Here is a 20781-nt window from a genome sequence, read left to right as displayed (position 1 = left end):
CAGCCGGATCACGTACGGGTAACGTCATGATCATCAAGAATCTGCTCTCGATGTCGAGCGTGAACGTCGTGAAGTCGGCCGTTCAGTTCCTCATCACGCTGCTGATCACCTATTTCGTGACGCCGACCGAATTCGGGCTCGTGGCGTTTTCGCTGCCGTTCATCGCCTTCATCTCCATGCTGACCGATCTCGGGCTATCGAGCGCGATGATCCAGAGGAGCTCGCTGACGAAGGAGGAAGCCGGTGCGGCGACGACCCTGATGGTTGCGATCGGGATCGGCTGCGCCCTGGTGCTGGCCGTAGCCTCCAAGCCGCTCGGAGCTGCGGTCAACATGCAGGGCCTGCCGGCCGTGCTGGCTGCGCTCTCCGGTTCGGTGGTCTTGTCGATCTCCGCGATGGGACCGCGCGCGGTCCTGGAGCGATCCCTGCGGTACCAGACGATCGCCCTGATCGAGGCTGGAGCGGCGCTGATTGCTGCGATCGTCGGCGTGGTCGGGGCCGTGCTGGGGTGGGGAATCTGGGCGCTGATCGCGTATTACGTCCTGATGCAGGCGGTACGCGCCGTCGCGTTCTACGTGAACACCAGGCGCCACATTCACCTGTCCTTCAAATGGCGCAGCGTCGCCCTGATGCTGTCGTTCGGCGGCTGGGTGCTGGCTTCGAATGTCCTCAACTTCGCTGCGAGAAATGTCGGCAATCTCATGATCGGCGCCAAATTGGGCGCGGCGGCGGTCGGCCTGTTCGGTCTCGCCTTCCAGTTCATGACGCTGCCGCTGATGATCCTGTCGTGGCCGGGCGGCGGAGTTCTGATGGCCACCTTGAGCCGGATGAACGGCGAGCGGGAACAGGAACGGCGCCGGGCGGCGATTTGCGCGGTTCTCGGCATGACGGCGATGATCACGTTCCCGGCGATGATCTATCTGACATTCGGGCTGAAATATCCCGTTGCGACATTCCTGTCGGCCCACTGGCAGGAAGTGTTGCCGCTGATCGCCATTCTCGCGCCGGCAGGCGCCGCGCAGTCGATCGCAGCCTATGCCGGCCCGATTCTGCTGGCTCACGACAAGGCACGACTTCAGTTCTGGGTGAGCACCGCCAACAGCGCCAGCATGATTCTCGCCTTCCTCATCGCGTTGCCGTTCGGGCTCACGGCCGTAGCCGTCGTGTATCTGGTCGTATCGATCCTGGTTTGCGCGCTCATGCTGATGATCGGAGCTAGGCACTGCGCGGTTCCCTATGCATCGTTGTTCGGAGCTCTGATGCCGGCAACGGTCGCCACGACGCTCGGCGCTGTGTGCGCGCTCGTCGCGACGAAGGGGGATGTCGCAAGCCTGTCGCATTGGCTGATCGCGACGGCGGTCTATGCGCTGATCGTGCTTGGCAGCTATGTGGTGTTCAGGCGCCGGATCTGGAGCAGCGTGCAGTCGCTGCTTGGTGGATCGGCTCCGCCGATTCAGGCAAATCTTCCCTCGGCAAGTTAACAGAGATTGGTGGATGTCTTCAGGAGCGGGAATGGGGAGCGAGCCTCAGGCGGGAATTCCGTGGCGCGAGGACCTGATGGCGAATACCGGCAAGTCCGGTGTCGGGGCAGCCTTCATCGCCTTGCTCACGAGCCCGGGTTTTGCCGTGATCACGACCTGGCGAATAGCCAAGATGCTGCGCTTCCAGACACGCTGGGGGCACCAGATCACCTGGCTCTTGGTGCGGGCGCTGATGCGCCGCGGCTGCTACATCTCCGTGCTCGCAGAGATCGGCCCGGGGCTGATCCTGCCGCATCCGACTGGCGTCGTGATCGGCGAGGGGGCGCGGATCGGCCGTTCCGTGATGCTTTATCACAATGTCACGCTCGGACGGCGCGCCTGGGATGAGCCGGGTTGCCCGACCATCGGCGACAACGTTGTCATCTATACCGGGGCCGTCATCGTCGGGCCGACGTCGATTGGCGAAGGCGCCAACGTCGCGGCCAATGCGGTCGTGACGCGTGATGTTCCGCCGCATTCCGTTGTCGCGGGAGCACCCGCGCGGGTCGTGCGCTCGGAAGCACCGGGCCGGATGCGCGCCTAGCAGCGGCGGGCGCGCGCAAGCGCTCTGTCGATTGTCGGCTTGTTGCGCTTCAGAGAGACTTATCCTGGCGCATATTTTTCGCGCGCCTCCGTGCCACGCGAACCAAGGCGGGTTCCGCATCGTTCATTTGTTCCGGATCGGCGGCGGCTGTCGGGCGAACGAACTGACCAGGTTCCATTCATCGCACCGAGGTCACGGTGGCGATGATGCGACGATGGCAATTGCATAGATTCTGCCCGTCGCCTGAGCTTCTTCTTTGCGCGCAGAACCGGTCACAATTCTGATTGCTGGCCATGTATAGTTGTGTCGGCAAACGTCCAATCATGTCAGCGAGGGCCAGCCGATGTCGTCGATCATTTCCGACTTTTCGCAAGTCTATCCCTATCTCGACGGCTCGAAGTTCAAGGACACCATCGTCGTACAGTACGGGGGAGACGGCGACGTCAGATACAGATGTGACGTCCTGGTGGACATCTGTCGGGGCAAGCGGGTCCTGCATGTCGGATGCTGTGACCACCTGCCGCTCATCAAGCGAAAGATCGACAACCGGGACTGGCTGCACGGCCTGATCACGGAGGCTTCCGAATACACGGTCGGCGTCGACATCGATGCAGATGCGGTGCGAGAGGCATCGCGCATATCCGGGCTCGACAACATGGTCGCGGGCGACGTGACGTCCGCTCAGAAGATCGACGCGATATCCGGCCGGAAGTTCGACATTGCCGTGTTCGGCGAAGTCGTCGAGCACATTCCGAACCCGGTCGCGTTCCTGTCGCGGTTCAGGGAGAACTACGGCGACGTCGTCGACCAGATCGTGATCACCGTTCCGAACGCCTTCAGGGGCGGCAACATCAAGGGCATCCTGAAGAACGTCGAGACGATCAACAGCGATCACCGGTTCTTCTTCACGCCCTATACGATCGCGAAGGTCGCAATCGACGCCGGCTACGCCCCCGTCGAGGTGAAGATGGCGACCTTCATGCGGGCCGGAAAGCTGAAGTCGATGCTGCTGCGGCAGCTTCCGCTGCTCGCCGAGGACATCATCTTCATCGGCGCGGCCATGCGGCCGCACTGACGCCGTTTCATCGGTGATCCCGACATTACAGGGCCGGCAGGTTTACCTGCCGGCCCTGTGCGTGTCAGACGAACAGGAAGTTGCCGTGATCGAGCGTCGTCGAGTTCACATTCTTCAAGAGGATGGAATCGGCCGAGTTGAGCTGGACCAACGTGTCCGAGCCCGATTGCGAAATCTGGAGGTGGCTGTAGTCCGCCACCAGTGATTTCAGGATCTCGATCGTGTCGTGGTTGGACGCGGTTCCGGCGTGGAAGCTCTTGATCTGGTCGTTGCCGCCGTCGAACATGACGGTGGTCGTGCCAGGTGCCGTGGAGAAGACGTCGTTGCCACTGCCGCCGGTCAGCGTCAGCCCCGCGGTCACGGCCGTGACCGCGTGGGTGCCGTCGGTGTTGCGCACGTCGATCGTGAGCAGAGAGCCACTGCTGTTGTAGCTGTCGTGCTCGACGGCGCCCGGCAGGCCGGAAACCGCGAACTTGAAGACGTCAGTCGTTCCGTCGGCGTTGTTGAGGGTCTCCGTCGTCTTGACCCCGGTGGAGTCGTAGACATCGGTGACCTTGCTGCCGTCCGACTTGATGACCTGCGTGTAGTCGAGCGTGCCGTCAGCGTGCGAACGGATGAGCGACGTCATCTTGCCCGACGAGTCGATGTGCTGCTGCTCCGTGACGTAGCTCTTGCCGGTGATGCCGTAGATCGTATTGTCGTGCGAGCCGTCGGCGTTGTTGGCGTAGACCGCGGTCTTGACCCCGGACGAATACACGGTCGTCGAGTTCGAGCCGTCCTGGTTCAGCACGTAATCGCTGGTCAGGCTGCCGCTGCTGTCGAACAGCTTCGTCTCCTTGGTGCCGTCGGCATTGACGACATAGATCGACGAGTTCAGGCCGTTCACGTAGTTCGTCGTCGTCACATCGCCGCCGGCGGTCTTGACGACATGCTGGGTGACGTCACCGGACGAATTGTAGAGGTCCGTCGTGGTCGACCCATCGGTGCCGTTGAGCACCTCGCTCGTCTTGTGACCGGTGCTGTCGTAGAGGTCGGTGATCTTGCTGCCGTCGCTGTTGATCACCTGCTTGTAGGCAAGCGTGTCATCGGCATGAAGCCGGGTCAGGGTCGTCAGCGTGCCGGCCGCGGTGAGGTGCTGGATCTCGGTCGTATAGCTCTGGCCCGTGATGTTGTAGAAGGTGTTGTCGTGGCTGCCGTCGGCATTGGTGACGTAGAGCTTCGTCTTGACGCCGGCCGAATAGACCGTGTTCGAGGACGAGCCGTCCGTGTTCTGCACCAGGTCGCTGGCGAGCTTGCCGCTGGAATCGTACAGCTTGGTGTCCTTCGATCCGTCGGCATTGACCACGTAGACCGACGCCAGCAGCGTGCCGTTGTAGTTCGTCGTCGTGGTGCCGGAGCTCGTCTTGACGATCTCCTGCTTCAGCGCGCCGGACGACGGGTCGTAGGTGTCGGTCGTCGTGCTTGACGACGTGACGGTGACGACCGAGGTCTTGTGACCCGTGGAGTCGTACTGGGTCGTGACCTTGCTGCCGTCGCTGTTCAGCACCTGGCTGTAGGCCATCGTGCCGTCGGCATGGGTGCGGCTGACCAGCAGCAGCTTCCCGCTGGGATCGATGTGGTCGTGCTCGGTCGTGTAGGACTGGCCGGTGATGTTGTAATAGTAGTTGTCGCGGCTGCCGTCGGCGTTGGTGACGTAGACCTTGGTCTTGACGCCGGCCGTGTACAGCGTGTTCGAGGTCGATCCGTCCTTGTTCTGAACGAGGTCGCTCGCGATGATGCCGTTGGAGTCGTAGAGCTTCGAATCCTTCGAGCCGTCGGCGTTCACCACGTAGACCGACACCAGCAGCGAGCCGTTGTAGTTGGTCGTTGTGACGTTGCCGGAGGTCGTCTTCACGACGGTCTGCTTGAGTGCGCCGGCGGTGGTGTAGAAGTCGGTCGTGGTGGCCGTCGACGTCGTGGTGACGACCGAGGTCTTGTGACCCGTGGAGTCGTACTGGGTCGTGACCTTGCTGCCGTCGCTGTTGAACACCTGGCTATAGGCCATCGTGCCGTCGGCATGCGTTCGGCTCACCGACACCAGCTTGCCGCTTGCATCGAGATGGTCGTGCTCAGTCGTGTAGGACTGGCCGGTGATGTTGAAATAATAGTTGTCGCGGCTGCCGTCGGCGTTGGTGACATAGGTCTTGGTCTTGACGCCCGCCGTATAGAGCGTGTTCGACGACGAGCCGTCGGCGTTCTGAAGCAGGTCGCTCGCGATGATGCCGTTGGAATCGTAGAGCTTCGAGTCCTTCGAGCCGTCGGCATTGACCACGTAGACGGACACCAGCAGCGAACCATTGTAGTTCGTGGTGGTGACGTTGCCGGATGTCGTCTGCACGACGGTCTGCTTGAGCGCGCCGGCCGTGGTGTAGAAGTCGGTCGTGGTCGCCGTCGACGTGACGGTGATCACCGTGGTCTTGTGACCCGTGGCGTCGTACTGGGTCGTGACCTTGCTGCCGTCGCTGTTGAAGACCTGGCTGTAGGCCATGGAGCCGTCGGCATGCGTGCGGACGACGGACAGCAGCCTTCCGCCCGCGTCGAGCTGGTCGTGCTCGGTCGTGTAGGACTGGCCGGTGATGTTGTAATAGTAGTTGTCGTGAGTGCGGTCGGCATTGGTGACATACATCTTGGTCTTGACACCGGCCGTGTAGAGCGTGTTCGAGGACGATCCGTCCTTGTTCTGGACGAGGTCCGCGATCAGATTGCCGCTTGCGTCGTAGGTCTTGGTGTCCTTGTCGCCGATCGGCGAGACCGTGACGTCACGCACCATCTTGCCGTCTGTATAGGCGATGTTCTCCGACGAGCCGTCGGTATTGAGCGTGACCTTGCTGGTGATGACGCCGTTCGTGAAGTTGGACGTGCTGGTCGATACGAGCCTTGCTGAGGAGTCGTAGACCCTGGTCACGCTCCAGGTGTCGGTCGAGTTGGTGATCGAGAACTGGTAGCCGCCCTGGATCGCCGCCAGTGCGTTCGTGTAGTGCGAGATCATGTACTCCATGGTCGCGATCGAGGCGACCGGAAGCACGTGCGTGTCGGTGAGCGTGATGGTCTGAAGCGAATCCGAGGCGTTCAGCTCGGACATCTGCGACACGATGTCCTCAGCGGTTCCGCTGACATCGGTCACGGCAGGCGGTGTCGTGCCGCCTCCGGTCGGAGCGTCGATCTCGATGATCAGCGGGTGATCCGAGATCGGAACCACGATCTGGCTGACGTCGGTGTAGGTGGCGATGGGCGTGCTGCCCTTTAGCGGATCGTAGACGCTGATCAGGTGATGGACGCTGCCGAGGTTCACCGTGACGGAACTGGTCGGGTTCGAGATCTCGGTGTCGGTCGCGTCGTTCCAGACCTTGGGTTCCGCCCAGACCACCAACTCATAGGCGCCGTTGCTCTTGCCGAGAACCATGCTGTTCCCGCTCGCAGGCAGACCGTCGAGCGTATAGTTCAGCGAAGCAGTCGGCGTACTGCCGCCCTTGCCGTCGTCGGCCAGGATCGTAGTCAGGTTGTGGACCGCAGTTGCCGCGAGCTTCGGAGTTCCATCGCTGTTGAACAGGCCCCAGTTCGATTCGGAGTTCGTGGGGTCGTTGGTCCCCGAGGCGTCGAGCAGCTGATAGAGATAGGTGGTGCTGACGCCGTCCTTGTAGGCGTCGACCAGTGTGTTCAGGATCGATTTCGCCTGCACGTTCTCGGAGGCGCCGACATAGGGCGTGTCGCTCTTCGTGGTGTAGCCCGTCTCCGTGATCACGACCGGCTTGCCGCCGGTGACCGACGTGGCGTTACCGAGCAATTGCTCGAGGGCAGCTTCGGGCGTCAGGCTCGTGCTGACATAGGCGTGGGAATTGGCATAGTCGGTCGATCCCGACATGTCGCCGAGATTGGCGTAGTCGGCCAGATCGTTGTAGCCGATCGACAGATTGTAGACGGGAATGTCCTTGAGCGCGGCATCGGCCTTGATGGCCGCGTAATAGACCGCCTGGAACTGGGCTGCGGCCGCGATGCTGGAACTCCCGTTATAGGAGAACTCCTGGATGTTGACCTCGTTCAGGCCTTCCAGTGCGATCACGCTGCCGGGGTTCTCGGCCGCGAACTCCTTGACCGCGTCGAGATAGTCCTGAAGCGCAGCGGTACCGCCGGCCGGAACGCCCGATGGAACCACGAGATCGAACTTGTATCCGTCGTGTGCGAGACCCGCGACGATCGGCTCCGCCTCGGGACTTATTGCGAGCCCGCCGCGCAGTTTCGTCACGCCGAGATATTTGAGATCGTCTTCGACGAGGGCGAGGTTGTCGTAGGCGCCCCACGAATACCCCACATGAACATTGACGCCGATGGAACTGATGAAGGTGCTCGCCGACAGGATCGTTTGATCTGGTGATGCCGTGGTCATCGGTATTTCAGAGCCTTTTCTGGAACGCGAGAGTCCGTTGCCGCTTGCGTCTGTCGTATCGGCCAATCTCTGTTTTTCGAGTTGGTGAGATCGGTAAAAATGGAAGCACCCCGGAGATTTTCTCGCCGAGACTTTCCTGCGCGACGCTCACAGCGCACGACTCTGCTTACATTGAGCTTCATCTGTGAAGACCACGCTAATGTGCTTGCAGCATGACGTCGCGATGGCGATGCAACGACGATGTTCGAGCGATGTTGTGCCGATGCCTAATCGAAACGCATTTGCTTCTCACGCGGGCAGATTTGTTTCCAATGTCTTGCGTCAAGCGCTCTTAAGAGTCGTAGAAACACGGATCGAACTTCGAATGTGACACTTGATCTCGCGCCGAGGTCGACTGGAGCCTTCCAAATTTTCCCGAGGAGCTGGCAAGCACGTGCCACGGAACTTTCCGCACGTACATTGTTCTTCTCTCTTGGTGTTGTGGTGGTCGCGTCGATGTCGATGAAATTTTCGTCTGCCTTCCGAACGGGCAAGAGATGATCTTCACCGGCATCGAAGCTGGAGGTTGGTCGAACGAACGACGCGATCGGACAGGCGCATCTCGCGGAGGCGGGGCGAATATCGACGATATGCAACCGGGCGTTGCTTTCGCGATCCGCGCGGCAGGCTCACCCCGACCGGGTCGGCAGGGCGCGCGAAGGCGACTTCCAGCAACGCCGCCATGCCGAACGGAGCGTCGCAGATCCGCAACGTCAATATGTTAGGCGCGCAACGCTATGGCGGGCAAACCGCTGGCACGGCACGAAATTTGCCGCTAAGCACTGCTTAAAGTCTCGTTGATCGAACGGAGTAGAAGGCCATTCCTATGAAGGATCCCATGTCGGGCCCCCCGAATGTCATGTTTCTGGTTGAGGTCGTGAACTGCAATGACGGGATTGCATCCTATTGCGAGACCTTGGCCACGGGGCTGCACGCCCGCGGCGTCCAGATCCACCTGGTCTCGGGCATCGTGCGGTCGGACGAGAAGTCGGAATACAAGCGCCAGAAGCTGGCGGCGGCCGTCAAGCAGTGGCACGTCGTTCCCGGACTTCGCAAGCTGCCCTCGCTGTCGATCTTCATGCAGCTCTGGAAGTTGATCCGGGAGAACGACATCTCCGTGATCAACGTCCATGGGCTGGGCATGCTGATGTGGGGTCGGCTGCTGTCGCTGCTGACCGGCGCGCGCTGCGTGGCGACGTATCATCCATCGGTGCTCGGGAACATCGACAAGGTGCAGAATGCGCCCCAATCGACGTTCAGCCTGGTCCAGATCCTGTTCTTCAACCTGTTCTTTCCGCACAGCCTCATTCTGATGTCGGAGGAATCGCTCCGCCATCTCAAGCGTTACGTGCTGTTCGGCAAGAACCGGATCGCCAAGGTGTATGGCGGCGTCGATACCGTGCATTTCCGTCCGCCTTCGGACGCCGAGCGCCGCGATGCCCGCGCGAAATTCGGCGTTGCCGAGGGCGAGTTCATGTGCCTGCTGGCGGCCCGTCTCGCCTGGGTGAAGGGCCACGACCTTCTCATCAAGGCGGCACGCAAGATCCGTGACAGCGCCACGCCTTCGCCCATCGATATCAAGTGCTACTTCGTCGGCAGTGGCGGCGCCGAGCGCGAGAAGGAGATCAAGTCGTTTGCCTTCGCCGGCGAGAAGGACAAGGACACCTTCAAGTTCCTCGGCTTCATGGGCGACGTCCGCGAAATTCTCTGGGCCGCCGACGTGTTCGCGCTGCCGAGCCGGTTCGAAGGATTCCCGCTCGGCGTCGCCGAGGCCATGGCGACGGGATTGGTTCCGGTGCGGACCCCGGCGGGGGGCGCTTCAGACCAGATCATCGAGGGCCAGACCGGCTTCATCGTGCCGTTCGAGGACGTCGATGCGCTCGTCGGGGCGCTCGAGAAAGTGGCCGATCCCGCAACGCGCGCTGCGCTGTCGCGCAATGCCCTTGCGCGCGCCCAGCAATATTTCGGTGTCGGGCCGATGGTCGATGAGACCCTCAGGATCTACGGCCTGACCGGCGACACCAGCGGCAATGCGCTGGCTCACGCGGTGAAGGCCTGATCTAAAGCGCGATGGCATCAGGATGAAGCGCCATCGCGCTTGAGGTTATTGTTTACGCATGATCTTCCCGGAAAACCGCTGCGCACTTTGCGCTAACGCGGCCCTTCGGGTCCGGATCATGCTTTAGCTGCGCGCCGAAGCCAGCAGGTCGCCTCGCCACGTCACCAGGACAACGGCGAGGCCGGCAACGGCGATCTTTGCCGCAAGCCAGAGCAGGGAATCCGACGGCGCCGCCGCGAGCATTGCGACCGCGGCGGCCGCGACGGTTGCCTCCACCATCAGCAGCGCTCGCGGCGCCGCCCGGAACCGGATCAGCGGGCCGCTGGCGAAGAGGATGACGAGCGCGGTGGCCAGCGCCGCGCTCGCGATTTGTCCGGCGACCGATATGTGCAGCAACGCGCCGATCGAAGCTGCCGCTGACACCAGCACCAGCTGGCACGCCGCGACGACCACCAGCCGCGTTGCCGATTTGGTCAGATGCGGCACGATCGCGAGGGTGGCCTGAAGGTGGGTGTGGAGAAAATAGAAGATCGCCGCGACTGGCGCTGCGCCGAGAAAATCGACCAGCAGATCGGCCGGAACGAACAGGTGCGCCGCGTCCGGCAGAAGGCCGATCAGCCCGCCCAGCATCACGATCGTCGCACACAGGATGAAGTCGAGCATGCGGGCGGTCGTCCTGCGCGCTTCGCCGTCGACGCTGCGCTCGAACTGGACGACGACGTTGGGATAGCAGACGGTGTGAATGGCGGCCACGAGAACGGAGAACGGCCGTTGCAGGAGGTCGATCGCCATCGAGAAGCCGGCGGCTGCCGTCGAGGCCCGGCCAAGCGTGGCGATCACGATCAGGCGCAACGTGACGGGGACGGAGAGATGGATGACGGAGGCGGCCGCGGCCATGATGCCATAGCGGCAGAAATTGCCCCAATCCGCCAGCATCGCTTGCCGCGACGGTCGCTGCAGCGAGGTGCGATGCACGATCAGGCTCACGAGAAGCACAGCGCCATAGCCCGCGGCGATGCCGCACAGCGTTGCCGCCGCGGTGCCGTGGAGGTGCGCGGCCGCGACGGCGCCGGCCAGAAGCACGCTGGCGCGCAGGATCAGCAGGGCTGATGCCGTCGCCAGCCGATCGGACACGCGCACGATCATGAAATACAGGTCGGTGCCGCCTTGCAGCACGGCCAGCGCCAGCGCCAGGGCGACGACGCTTGCCTCCAGCGTGCCCACTAGCCCCGCCACGCTGCCGACCAGCAGCAGAACCAGCGCACTGAGCCCTCCCGCGGCAAACAGCGAAAATCGCAGACGCGCCGCCTCTGCTCCCGAAGCGGCGGCGAGGAAACGGACGCCGGCCAGCTGCAGCCATTCGAACACGAAGACGCAGAACAGCTGGCTCGTGGCCAGCGCCAGCGAGAACGAGGTGTACTGGGCCGGGGAGAGGATATGGCTGGCGGCGAAGATCAGAATGATCGCGGACGCACTCTGGTAGATGTAGCTGCCGAATGCGAGCAGGCTGGTCATGTCTGACGATGCGCGAGAGGGAATATGGGGGAATGGTCGAGGGGCATCAGCGGCATCTCAGTCCGCCTGTCTCAGGTGCGAGCCATGCTGCGGCTGCGCATGATCTGGTCGAAGGCGGTGCGATAGCCGGTGACCACGTCGTCAAAGGCCCATTTATCGATGCCGGACTTCAATCGATCGCTCATCTCCCGAATCTGTTGGGGAGATTCGACGATCGCCAGAATGCTCTTGGCGATCGAGGCAGGATCGGGTGACGTCAGCCAGCCGGTCAAACCGGGCTTGATCGCTTCCTGGATGCCGCCGAAGGGGGTGCCGAGCAGGGGTTTGCAGGCGGCTTGCGCGTCGGCGACCACGAGCGGACTTGGATCTTCCCAGACCGAGGGCACGACCACGACGTTCACCTGTTCGTAAAACTGCTTCGGCTGCACGAAGCCGAGAAACTCGATCCGCGCGTTCGGGGCCAGCTCCTTGATCTGCTTGCGCTGGCTCTCGGATGCGTGCCCCGCGATGACGAGCCGGATCCGCTCGGGCGGAATCGTCGCGATCGCGCGAACGAGATTGTAGATGCCTTTTTCTTCGGTCAGCCGGCCGATGAAGCCGAATGTGACGGTGCCGTCGATCATGGCCGTCTCTTCGCCGCCGACGTCGGCCGTCGAGGCGTTTCGAATGACGATCTTCAGCGGCGTCTGCGTGAAGAGACCGAGCCGGGTATGGATGTCGAGAATGCGCTGGCTGACGCCGACCACGGCGTCCAGATGTCTCGTCGCCCCGCGGCGGCGATAGGTCAGCAGCTGACAGCTCATGCAGCTCGCCTCGCAGGCGTGTCCGTCCGAGAAGCGCGAGCAGCGGGGGCAGGTGAGATAGTAATCGTGAAGCGTGTGCAGGACCGGAATGCCGAGCTCCGCCGCCGTTCGCCACACGGCCGTGGTCAGTCCGCTGAGGTTATTGGAGTGCAGGATATCAGGCTTGAACGCCTTGATCCTCGCAGCGACGATCTCCGACATCTGCTGCCAGTCCTCGATCGCGTGCCAGATGCCGCGCACGGGCGCGCTGTGCTGCTTGGCGAAGGGGAAATAGATGTTGTGCACGGGCGCCGAATGCACGTCGATGCCGTTGCAGGTCTCCATTGGCTGGTTCGAGACAGACGCGGCACGTATCACTTCCACGCTGTCGTTCTGCCCCACAAGAGTCTCGGCGAGGCGGCGGACGAAAGTTTCCGCGCCACCGACCACCTTCGGAGCCAACGGCGTCGGATAGAGGGATGACGTGATAAGGATCTTCATCGGAAAAGGTCTGTCCAGCTTCCCAGCCAAATGGCTTTTTGAAATCTCCGTTTCGGCCTATTGCCGGTTGGCGCGATTGTTATTCAAATAGACGTCCAAATATTGTCCTGTCACTGAATCCGCCGAGAACCTTTCGGCAAATCCCGGCTGTGGAGGCCGCGCAACCTTCCAGCGCGATCTCTCGTTGAGGGCCTTCAGCATCAATTCTCCCAGTCGATTGTGGTCGTTGGGCTCGTAGGACCCAACCATGTTGGAGAACCCCGCGATCTCGGGAATCCCTCCCGCTGTCGAACAAATCGTCGCCCGGCCGGCGTTGATGCTTTCGATCAGCGTCCGCGGCAGCGGCTCCGGCCAGACCGAGCTCACCAGGCAGATGTCGATGCCGGCATAGAATTCGGCCGCCCTGGCAAAGCCGAGCCATTCGATGTTGCCCTTGCTGCGGCTTTTGAGCGCCCGTACGTAGTCCTCAAGTCCCTTTCCGGCAATTTTCAGCCGCCACCCCTCGTTGGGGAGCTGCTCGGTGGCTTTGAGGACTACTTCGATACCTTTTTCGGCCTCGATCCGGCCGATGAACCCGAAGGTCAGATCATTCGAGCTCGAGGGAGGTGAGGGCACCACCGAGCTCGGATCGGCGATGTTGAAGATGACGCGGCCGTCGGTTCCGGGGAAATATTTCAGCCTGGTGTGCTGGTCGAGCACGAACTGGCTGTTCGAGACCACGGCATCGACCATGCGCGAGGCCAGCAGATAGGGCGAGGTCATGGCCGCGCACAGCGTGCAGCGCTGCGTGCATGTCGCGTCTCCGCGAAACAAGGTCGAGCGCTTGCAGAGCAGGGAGTAGTCGCGCAGCGTATGCACGATCCGGATGTTGCGCCGCTTGGCCTCTGACCACAACGAGACCGAAAATCCGGTGAGGTTGTTGGTGTGGACGACCTCCGGCTTCTCGATGTCGAGAATTTCGGCGAAGCGCGCCGCGGACTTGCGGTTCCAGGTATCCTGAAGATGCCACTTCAGACGTTGGACCGAAGAAGGCTTCCTGTCGTTGCCGAACGGCCAGTAGTCGTTGTCCAGCGGCACACGATATACCCGCACGCCCTTGCGATCCTCGATGCTGCGATCCGGCTCGTTTTGAAGGCAGACCACCGAAACCTGGTGGCCGCGCTGGACCAGCGCTTCCGCCAGCAGCGACACGGACACTTCGGCACCGCCGATGATTTCTGGCGGATAGAGCGTGTTAACGATCAGTATCTTCAAGGGGAGCCCCGGATTCAGCAGCCAGCCGCAGCGTCAGTTCGATGGCCGAATCTCGAAATCCGGCACGGCCGAGCCCTTGACGCTGACAAGCAGCGGCGTCGTCGACAACGCCGTCCAGGCGCCAGGCGCAGAATTCGGCGCTTGCTGACATACATAGCCGATCTCGATATTCGGTTCTGCATTTTTTAATCGGACCTCGAAGCGCTTCGACGGATTCTCCGACCAGAGCGCCACTTTCGTTTCCGGTCCGCTCTCGCTGCGGATTTGCACGACGCCCGGCACCGGCGTGGTTCGCGTTGCCTTCAGGCTGCTGCGGATGAAGGCCCAGCTTTCGCGAACGGAGCACACCGCGGGCTTCGGCGAATTGTCGAAATGATAGATGCCGAAATTGTGCTCGAGCTCACCCGGCTTCGTCCCGCTGTCCTTCAGCTCGTAGAGCCATATCCCCTTGAGCCAGGGACCCGCAGTCGACGCCCAGAGGATCATCTGCGCCATGTTGTCGGCGGACAGCTGCTCGTTGACGCCGCATTTCGCGTTTGGTGTCGGCCATCCCGTCTCGGTCAGATAGATCGGATAGTTCGGATTGCCCGTCGCCTTTGCGACGCGCTGATGAAAGTTTTCCAGCCGTTCGATCGCCTCGGTGGCGGTGCGTCCGACCGGCGGCAGGCAATGGTTGTAGATGTGGATCGACATGCCGTCCGCGATGCGGGCCACGTCGGTCTTCAGAAGCGCGTCGGTGAATTTCCAGCCTGGATCGTCGCCGAGCGCGCCGATCACGAAGGGCGCGGAAGGGACCGCCTGCTTGACCGCAGGCTGCACCAGACGGGCAAGCGTCACGTAATTTTCGACCGTGAATTGCGGCTCTGCGCGCGCTCGCAGATTGTACTCGTTCCACAATTCGAAGATCGGCTGCCGCATAGCGACGGCTTGCGCGGCCGTCGCGGCATAGGTGACGAATCTCTGGCGCGCATCGTCGGTCGTCGGCGGATCGGAGTTCGGGACGAGATGATGGCCGGCGCCGAGAATGAGCAGCGGGATGCCGCCGCTGGTTCTGATCTGGGTTTCGAGGCGGCCGTTCAGGGCATTGAAGCCGAGCCGTTTGCCGGGCAGCTCGAAATCCGACCACGGGAAGTCGTCCCGGAACGAGGTGACCCCGAGTTCCTTCATCTGCTTGATGGCGGTCGCGGGCACATAGCCGCGCTCGCTGGTGACGCCGCCGAGGCCCTGGTGCGTGCCGACGCCCAGCAGGAGGCGCTGATCGAGTGGTTGCGCATTCTGCGCGTTCGCAGGATAGACGAGGCCGGCCGCGGCGCAGAGCCCACATATCAGCGTCCGGAAACGACGCATCGCGCGTTTCCTCTTTTGCTCCGTCACGCTCGTATCCACTCCTGCTCGCGTCAACCCGACAAGGCTAGTCCTCTTCTGTGGCCCCAATTGGGTGAGGCGACCTTGCCTGCGCGCTCGTCATTGAGCGCGCCGAGTTGGGCTATTTGGAGTTCACGACCACCGTGCTGATGTTGTCCGCGTTGACGCTCGCCGCGTTCAGCGGGTTCATGAGCTTGACGAATTCGGTCGACGGCGATTCCGCCACCGAGATCACGTCATGGTCACGCATCCTGAACGTATCCGCCTGGAACCAGCCGTCGGGCTTGCTCATGTCGAACTTGTACACGGCAGGGACGGTCTTGGTTGGGAACTGGGACACGTCGACGCCGATACGCTCGAGCAGCGGCTTGGGTTCGAACCGGTAGACGTAGATGGACTTGGAGTCCGCACGATTGCCGTCGAGGCCGCCGGCCTTTGCGATGGCTTCGGCCAGCGACATGTTGTCGTTCTCGAACGAGAAGCGACGGTTGTTGGTGCCGCCGATCGATCCCGGCGACGGCGTCGAACCGAACACCATGTAGACGCGCGGAATGCGGGTCAGGAAGACCACGTCGCCCGGCGCCAGCAGGATGTCCTCGCCGGGGTGGTGCACCACCGTCGACATCGACTCGTTATAGGTGCGGCCCTCGCGCTTGATCGTGATCGTGCTCTCGTAGGAAGGATATTTGGGGCCGCCGGCGCGCGCGATCGCGCCCATCAGGCGAATTCCGCCCGGGTCGACCGGAAAGCGCAGCGGCGAGTTGACTTCGCCGAGCACGCTGATCTGGTTGCCGCGCTGTTCGGCGACGCTGACGACGGCCTGTGGGTCGATGGCGCGGTCCTTGAGGCGCTCGCGGATGATGTTCGAAACCGCGCGCGGCGTCAGCCCGGCGACCTTGATCGAGCCGGCGTAGGGAATGTTGATGTTGCCGGACTGGTCGACCTGCTGCCGCGGAATGTCGACGAAATTGCCCGGCCGCACGCCCGCTTCGCGCGGAATGAACAGGCCGCCCGCCTGGGCCTCGTAGACGGTCACGGTGACGATGTCGCCGATGCCGATCGTGACGTCGCGATAATTGCCGCCGGGAAGACGCGAGAACACCATTCCGGAGGAGTCCGTGAACGCGTTGGTCGCCTGCATGATCGCCGGATTGACCGGCATCAGAGCATAGGCCAGCGGCACCGACGGTTCGGTGACCAGCGCGGCATTCGTATGCGTGGCGACGGCATCCGGAGAGTCCAGGGGAATGAAGCCCGCGCAACCCGCCAGGGATACGCTGATCGCAGCAACTGCCAGGATTCGGCTAATCCCGAAATCAAAAGAAAAACGTTCGGTCTTAGCCACCGCCATTCCCTCGCACTCATCTAAAATCGGAAACACCGTACAAATCCCGTGCTGCAGAGTCACTGCTGCCTCTTCGACTTTATGGTAAAGCACTCATGGCTGTGACCTTATTGCCACTTGTGAACTGCGATTCACGCAAGAATGGCTGTTCAAAATCTGTGCGACGGGTTCCTGTTTTATAAGCAGTTTGCAAACTAGACATACACGTGTCGGATCGATGTCACGATTGAGGCTGTTGTCGAACTTGTTGGCGCAGGCGCGATGATGGTTCGAGTGCTCTCGTGATCGGCCATGGGGTGCCAGGGGAAATTTCTGCGGCAGGATTCCGCCTCCGTTAACGCTTAGATTCGGAAGCTGGCGTCACGCTGATGTCCGTAAGGTCTTCCTAATCCTGATCCGGCTAGCTGCACGGTCAAACAACAGGGAAGGCGAAGACAATGTTGCAGACCGGATCACTGCTGTTCGCAGCCGGCTTTCTCACCTGCGCGATGATGGTTGCCTCCGCAATCGCCTGGTCGTTCTCCGACAACCGGGTGACCGACGGCGAGTTCGCGCGGCAAGATGGCCGCCGCATGGCCTGATCGGTCGTCACGGTCGCAGATTGTTCGGAAGATCGGACTGCAGCTTCGCCTGCTGTCCGGATTCGCTCTGGCGCATGTGCAGGACGTCGGCATAGACCTGGCTCAAGGTCCGGTGCGTCTGCTCGATGTCGTAGAGGCGGGCGAAGCGCTCATAGCCGGCCCGGCCGACCGCAGCCAGGTCCATTCGGGTCGCGCGCTGAAAACCTTCGGCCAGCTTTTCCGCCGAGACCTCGTCGCATAGCACGCCCGTCGCGCTGTCTTCGACGATTTCCGGCAGGGCGCCGATGCGGAAGGCGATGATCGGTTTGGCCGCACGCATTGCCTCGATCGCGACCAGTCCAAACGCCTCCCAGCGTGAAGGAATTGCGACCATGTCGGCCTGGTCGAGCTCGGCCTCGATCTGGTTGCGATTCATCCAGCCCAGAAACGAGACATTGGCCGGCAGGTCGCTCTGGCGGAATTTGCTGACGACCGAAGCGCCGATCAGGCGTACGTCGAGCGTGTCACGAAGCGCACGGGCCGCCTCGATCAGGAGGTCATACCCCTTCTGACGGTCGAGGCGTCCGATGAAGAGCACCTTGATCTTCTCCGACCGCCACGGCGCTGCGCTCTGGTCGAGCGCGGGACGCTGCCTGGAAATCCCGTTGTGCACAAGAACGAGGCGATTCGCTGCGATTCCGACCTGCATGGCGTCGATACGCTCGCTCTCCGAGATGCACACGATGCGATGGGTGAATTTCGACAGCACCAGCTCGGTGAACTTGGTGACTTCGCGGCTGAGGCGGCCGGTCTCGCGGCCGAACGCCCATCCGTGCGGGCAATAGACGATGCGCGAACGCCGATAGGTCAGCCAGAGCACCGGGCGCACCACGAGCCCGGCGAACGACGAGTGAAGATGGATGATGTCGGGCCGCAGCTGCCGGACCGCGCGCATCGTCGCGAACAGCATGCGAAACAGGCCGAACGCATTGCGGCCCTCGCGCGGAAACGTGGTGACGGCATCATCCTCGATGTTCACCAGATCGCCGCGATGGTCGGACGGAACGACATAGTTGACGTTGCCGCGGCCGAAGCTGGCGCACTGATGCGGATGCAACTCGTTGAGATAGGTCGCGATGCCGCCTCTGACCGTCTCGGCGACATGCAGAACTTTCAGGCCGATGGACAACGGTCATTCCTTCCTTGACTTGCAGGCGCCGGGTCTTGCGGACGCACGTCTGGTGCCGCCAAGCAGCAATATTCGGGCCGCTTCATTGTACGAGGCGCCCCGATGCGGTTTGCGGGGCCGGTTTGGCGAGGAATTCGAGCATTGCTGCGGCCGACTTGGCCCAGGAATATGTCGCAAGGCGCTTTTGCTGCCTCTCCTGTTCCGCAGGTGAAATCCTGCCGAGTTCAATTCTTTCGTGCATCCGCACCGACAGCCCCTCCGCATCGAGCGGATCGAAATAGACGGCGGCATCGTCGCAGGTCTCGCGCACGGCCGCGGCGGAACTCGCAATGACCGGGCAGGCGAAGTACATCGCTTCCAGGGGAGGGATGCCGAAGCCCTCGTAGAGGCTCGGAAAAACGAACGCCGCGGCCTGCGCGAAGAGCGCCGCGATTTCCTCGTCCTTGAGGCGGCCGGCGACAACGATGCCGGTTCGCGATTCGGTGGCGCCGCCGCCAAAGACCTTGCTGTTGTCACCCCCGACCACGACCAGCGGAAAATCGGCGCGGCCGAGCCGCTCGGCGGCGCCAACGGCGGTGTCGACATTCTTGTTCTTCGTCATCGAGCCGACGAAGAGGAAGAACTGGTGGGGCGCAAGACGCAGTCGGTCGATGATCGAGAAATCCGGCGCGACGGTCGCGAAGTGCTCCGCGCTGTTCGGAATGACGGGGATCGAGGCGGGATCCAGCGACAGCACTTCGGCAAGTTCGTTGCGCGAAAACGCGGAAACTGTTGCGATCGTTGCGGCGCGCGCCAGCAAATGGCCGAGCGTCCGATGCAGGGCGAGGTAGCGCCAGCTGAAGAAGTCCGGCCGTCTGAAAACCTGCGCGTCGTGGATCACGACCAGATGGTCGCGATGGAGCACCGGGCCGGAATTGGCAAGGCTGATGAGGCGCGTGCCGGCGGCTGCGCGCGCCAGGTCGATCTGGTCCCACGCGTGGCCCTGCAACGATCCGACCTGCTTGACTTTGATGCGGCGAAGACCGGGAAGCGTCTGCGCATTTGGTGGCGCGAGAATCTGCCATTCTGCGTCCACCAGTTGTCGTGGAGCCTCTCCGCTCGCGAGCAAGCGGTCCATCGCCTTGACGATTTCGGCGGCATAGCGTTGCACGCCCGTAAGCGATTGTGACAGGAACCTGCCGTTGATGGAAAGTTTCAAAGCCGATCTTTTCTTGGTGGGTGTTTTGTTCTTGGTGAGAGTGGTGCGAACGTTGCCTCAAGACTAAGCATTCGCGCCGAAGATACGATCTATGACGTGTAGCACAGTTGGCGCTATCGTCCGAGCATCTTCGCGAGGCCGATAGCATGCGACGATGCATGGCGCCATCATGTTTCCTACACATTTCGATGCGCTTACATGGACGCCTGATTTGATGATTGTCGCAATCGTCCAAACCTTGCCTCTCATGTCCTGGTCTGGCATTGCATTCGCGGAATGAACGAGGTGACAACTTTGCGGCCAGTGATCGTGACCGGTGCTGCCGGCTTTATCGGAATGCACGTTTGTGAACGGCTGTTGGCACGCGGCGAGCAGGTCGTTGGCATCGATGCAGTCACGCCGTATTACGATCCGGCGCTGAAGCGTGCGCGTCTTGCAACGCTCGAGAACCGTCCGGGTTTCAAATTTGACGAGATCGATCTTGCTGATTTCGCCGCAGTGACGCGCGTGTTCGACGAGGTCTCACCCGACCGCGTCGTGCATCTGGCGGCCCAGCCCGGCGTGCGCGCCTCGATCGACGACCCCATCACCAGCATCCGCGCCAATTGCGACGGCTTCGTCACCGTGCTCGAGGCCGGCCGGCGCCATGCTCTCAAGCATCTCGTCTACGCCTCGTCGAGCTCCGTCTACGGCGCCAACCGCACCTTGCCGTATTCGACCGAGCATTCGGTGAACCATCCGGTCAGCCTTTACGCCGCGAGCAAGAAGGCGAACGAGCTGATGGCGCACACCTTCGCGCATGTTCACAAGCTGCCGGTGACCGGCCTTCGCTTCTTCACCGTCTACGGTCCGTGGGGCCGGCCCGACATGGCCGCCTGGCTGTTCACGCGCGCGATCTTCGCCAATGAGCCGATCAAGATTTTCAACAATGGCGACATGTGGCGCGACTTCACCTATGTCGACGACATCGTCGAAGGCGTGATCCGCACGCTCGATCGGCCCGCGGCGCCGAATCCCGCGTGGAACGCGGAAGCACCGGAAAATTCGTCGAGCTATGCGCCGTATCGCGTCTACAACATCGGCAACAACCGCTCGGTCAATCTGATCGAGTTCGTCGAGACGCTGGAGAAGATCATCGGCAAGCCCGCGATCCGCCAGTTGCTGCCGATGCAGGCCGGCGACGTCCTGGAGACGCGCGCCGACATTTCCGCGCTCCAGCGCGATGTCGGCTTCTCGCCGTCGACGTCGATTGCGGACGGCCTCGGCCGTTTCGTCGAATGGTATCGCGGGTATCACGGCGTCTGATGTCCGCGATCGGCGGCACCTTCCGCGCCGCCCGCCGTTCTTGCGGGGGGTCTTGCGCTTTTGGCCGCCGGCGACCTTGTCAGCGGGCGCGAACGGTGGTTATCCGT

Annotated in this window: 14 protein-coding genes; 6 read left to right on the top strand and 8 right to left on the bottom strand. The window is 62.2% G+C overall.

Features of this window, described 5'->3' with window-relative positions; translation table 11 throughout:
- The first annotated feature begins 26 nt into the window (after positions 1 to 26).
- The 3 genes from ACVJ19_RS41465 (at position 27) to ACVJ19_RS41455 (ending at position 3139) form a co-directional block, all read left to right on the top strand.
- Entirely contained in the window at positions 27 to 1481 is a 1455-nt protein-coding gene (locus tag ACVJ19_RS41465) for a lipopolysaccharide biosynthesis protein (RefSeq protein ID WP_453954820.1), read from the top strand.
- Between the two features lie 31 nt (positions 1482 to 1512).
- Positions 1513 to 2064 carry a serine O-acetyltransferase gene (locus tag ACVJ19_RS41460; RefSeq protein WP_453954819.1) on the top strand — a complete coding sequence of 184 codons (552 nt, stop codon included), beginning with the start codon at positions 1513 to 1515 and terminating at the stop codon, positions 2062 to 2064.
- 343 nt (positions 2065 to 2407) lie between these two features.
- A complete protein-coding gene (locus ACVJ19_RS41455) occupies positions 2408 to 3139 on the top strand; it encodes a class I SAM-dependent methyltransferase (RefSeq protein ID WP_453954818.1) in 732 nt (243 codons plus the stop codon).
- Positions 3140 to 3203: 64 nt separating this feature from the next.
- Here the strand turns inward: ACVJ19_RS41455 and ACVJ19_RS41450 are convergent, their stop codons facing one another.
- Positions 3204 to 7562, bottom strand: coding sequence for an RHS repeat protein (locus ACVJ19_RS41450; protein ID WP_453954817.1), 4359 nt, complete (start codon positions 7560 to 7562; stop codon positions 3204 to 3206).
- An 877-nt stretch (positions 7563 to 8439) separates the two neighbouring features.
- Here ACVJ19_RS41450 and ACVJ19_RS41445 point away from each other — a divergent pair.
- Entirely contained in the window at positions 8440 to 9660 is a 1221-nt protein-coding gene (locus tag ACVJ19_RS41445) for a glycosyltransferase family 4 protein (RefSeq protein ID WP_453954816.1), read from the top strand.
- A gap of 123 nt (positions 9661 to 9783) precedes the next feature.
- Here ACVJ19_RS41445 and ACVJ19_RS41440 read toward each other — a convergent pair whose 3' ends face one another.
- The 5 genes from ACVJ19_RS41440 to ACVJ19_RS41420 all read right to left on the bottom strand — a co-directional run bounded on the left by ACVJ19_RS41440 (position 9784) and on the right by ACVJ19_RS41420 (position 16428).
- Positions 9784 to 11175 carry a hypothetical protein gene (locus ACVJ19_RS41440; protein ID WP_453954815.1) on the bottom strand — a complete coding sequence of 464 codons (1392 nt, stop codon included), beginning with the start codon at positions 11173 to 11175 and terminating at the stop codon, positions 9784 to 9786.
- 71 nt (positions 11176 to 11246) lie between these two features.
- The gene (locus ACVJ19_RS41435) at positions 11247 to 12458 is read right to left on the bottom strand and encodes a glycosyltransferase family 4 protein (protein WP_453954814.1); all 1212 of its coding nucleotides are present in this window, start codon (positions 12456 to 12458) and stop codon (positions 11247 to 11249) included.
- A 57-nt stretch (positions 12459 to 12515) separates the two neighbouring features.
- Positions 12516 to 13712 (bottom strand): glycosyltransferase family 4 protein, encoded by a 1197-nt coding sequence (locus ACVJ19_RS41430; RefSeq protein ID WP_453954813.1) that lies wholly within the window; start codon positions 13710 to 13712, stop codon positions 12516 to 12518.
- Positions 13713 to 13745: 33 nt separating this feature from the next.
- Entirely contained in the window at positions 13746 to 15059 is a 1314-nt protein-coding gene (locus tag ACVJ19_RS41425; protein WP_453954812.1) for a hypothetical protein, read from the bottom strand.
- Positions 15060 to 15198: 139 nt separating this feature from the next.
- Positions 15199 to 16428: a polysaccharide biosynthesis/export family protein gene (locus tag ACVJ19_RS41420; protein WP_453954811.1), complete on the bottom strand. Its 1230-nt coding sequence runs from the start codon at positions 16426 to 16428 to the stop codon at positions 15199 to 15201.
- A gap of 431 nt (positions 16429 to 16859) precedes the next feature.
- Here ACVJ19_RS41420 and ACVJ19_RS41415 point away from each other — a divergent pair, with 431 nt between their 5' ends.
- Positions 16860 to 17003: a hypothetical protein gene (locus ACVJ19_RS41415; RefSeq protein WP_453954810.1), complete on the top strand. Its 144-nt coding sequence runs from the start codon at positions 16860 to 16862 to the stop codon at positions 17001 to 17003.
- Between the two features lie 7 nt (positions 17004 to 17010).
- Here ACVJ19_RS41415 and ACVJ19_RS41410 read toward each other — a convergent pair whose 3' ends face one another.
- Positions 17011 to 18171 carry a glycosyltransferase gene (locus ACVJ19_RS41410; protein ID WP_453954809.1) on the bottom strand — a complete coding sequence of 387 codons (1161 nt, stop codon included), beginning with the start codon at positions 18169 to 18171 and terminating at the stop codon, positions 17011 to 17013.
- 82 nt (positions 18172 to 18253) lie between these two features.
- Complete coding sequence (locus ACVJ19_RS41405) at positions 18254 to 19369, bottom strand: glycosyltransferase family 4 protein (RefSeq protein WP_453954808.1); 1116 nt, start codon at positions 19367 to 19369, stop codon at positions 18254 to 18256.
- Positions 19370 to 19645: 276 nt separating this feature from the next.
- Between ACVJ19_RS41405 and ACVJ19_RS41400 the strand changes: the two genes are divergently transcribed.
- The gene (locus ACVJ19_RS41400) at positions 19646 to 20674 is read left to right on the top strand and encodes an NAD-dependent epimerase (RefSeq protein WP_453954807.1); all 1029 of its coding nucleotides are present in this window, start codon (positions 19646 to 19648) and stop codon (positions 20672 to 20674) included.
- Positions 20675 to 20781 lie beyond the last annotated feature (107 nt).

The sequence above is a fragment of the Bradyrhizobium sp. USDA 376 genome, assembly GCF_054063675.1.
This window is presented reverse-complemented; position numbering and strand designations above follow the sequence as displayed.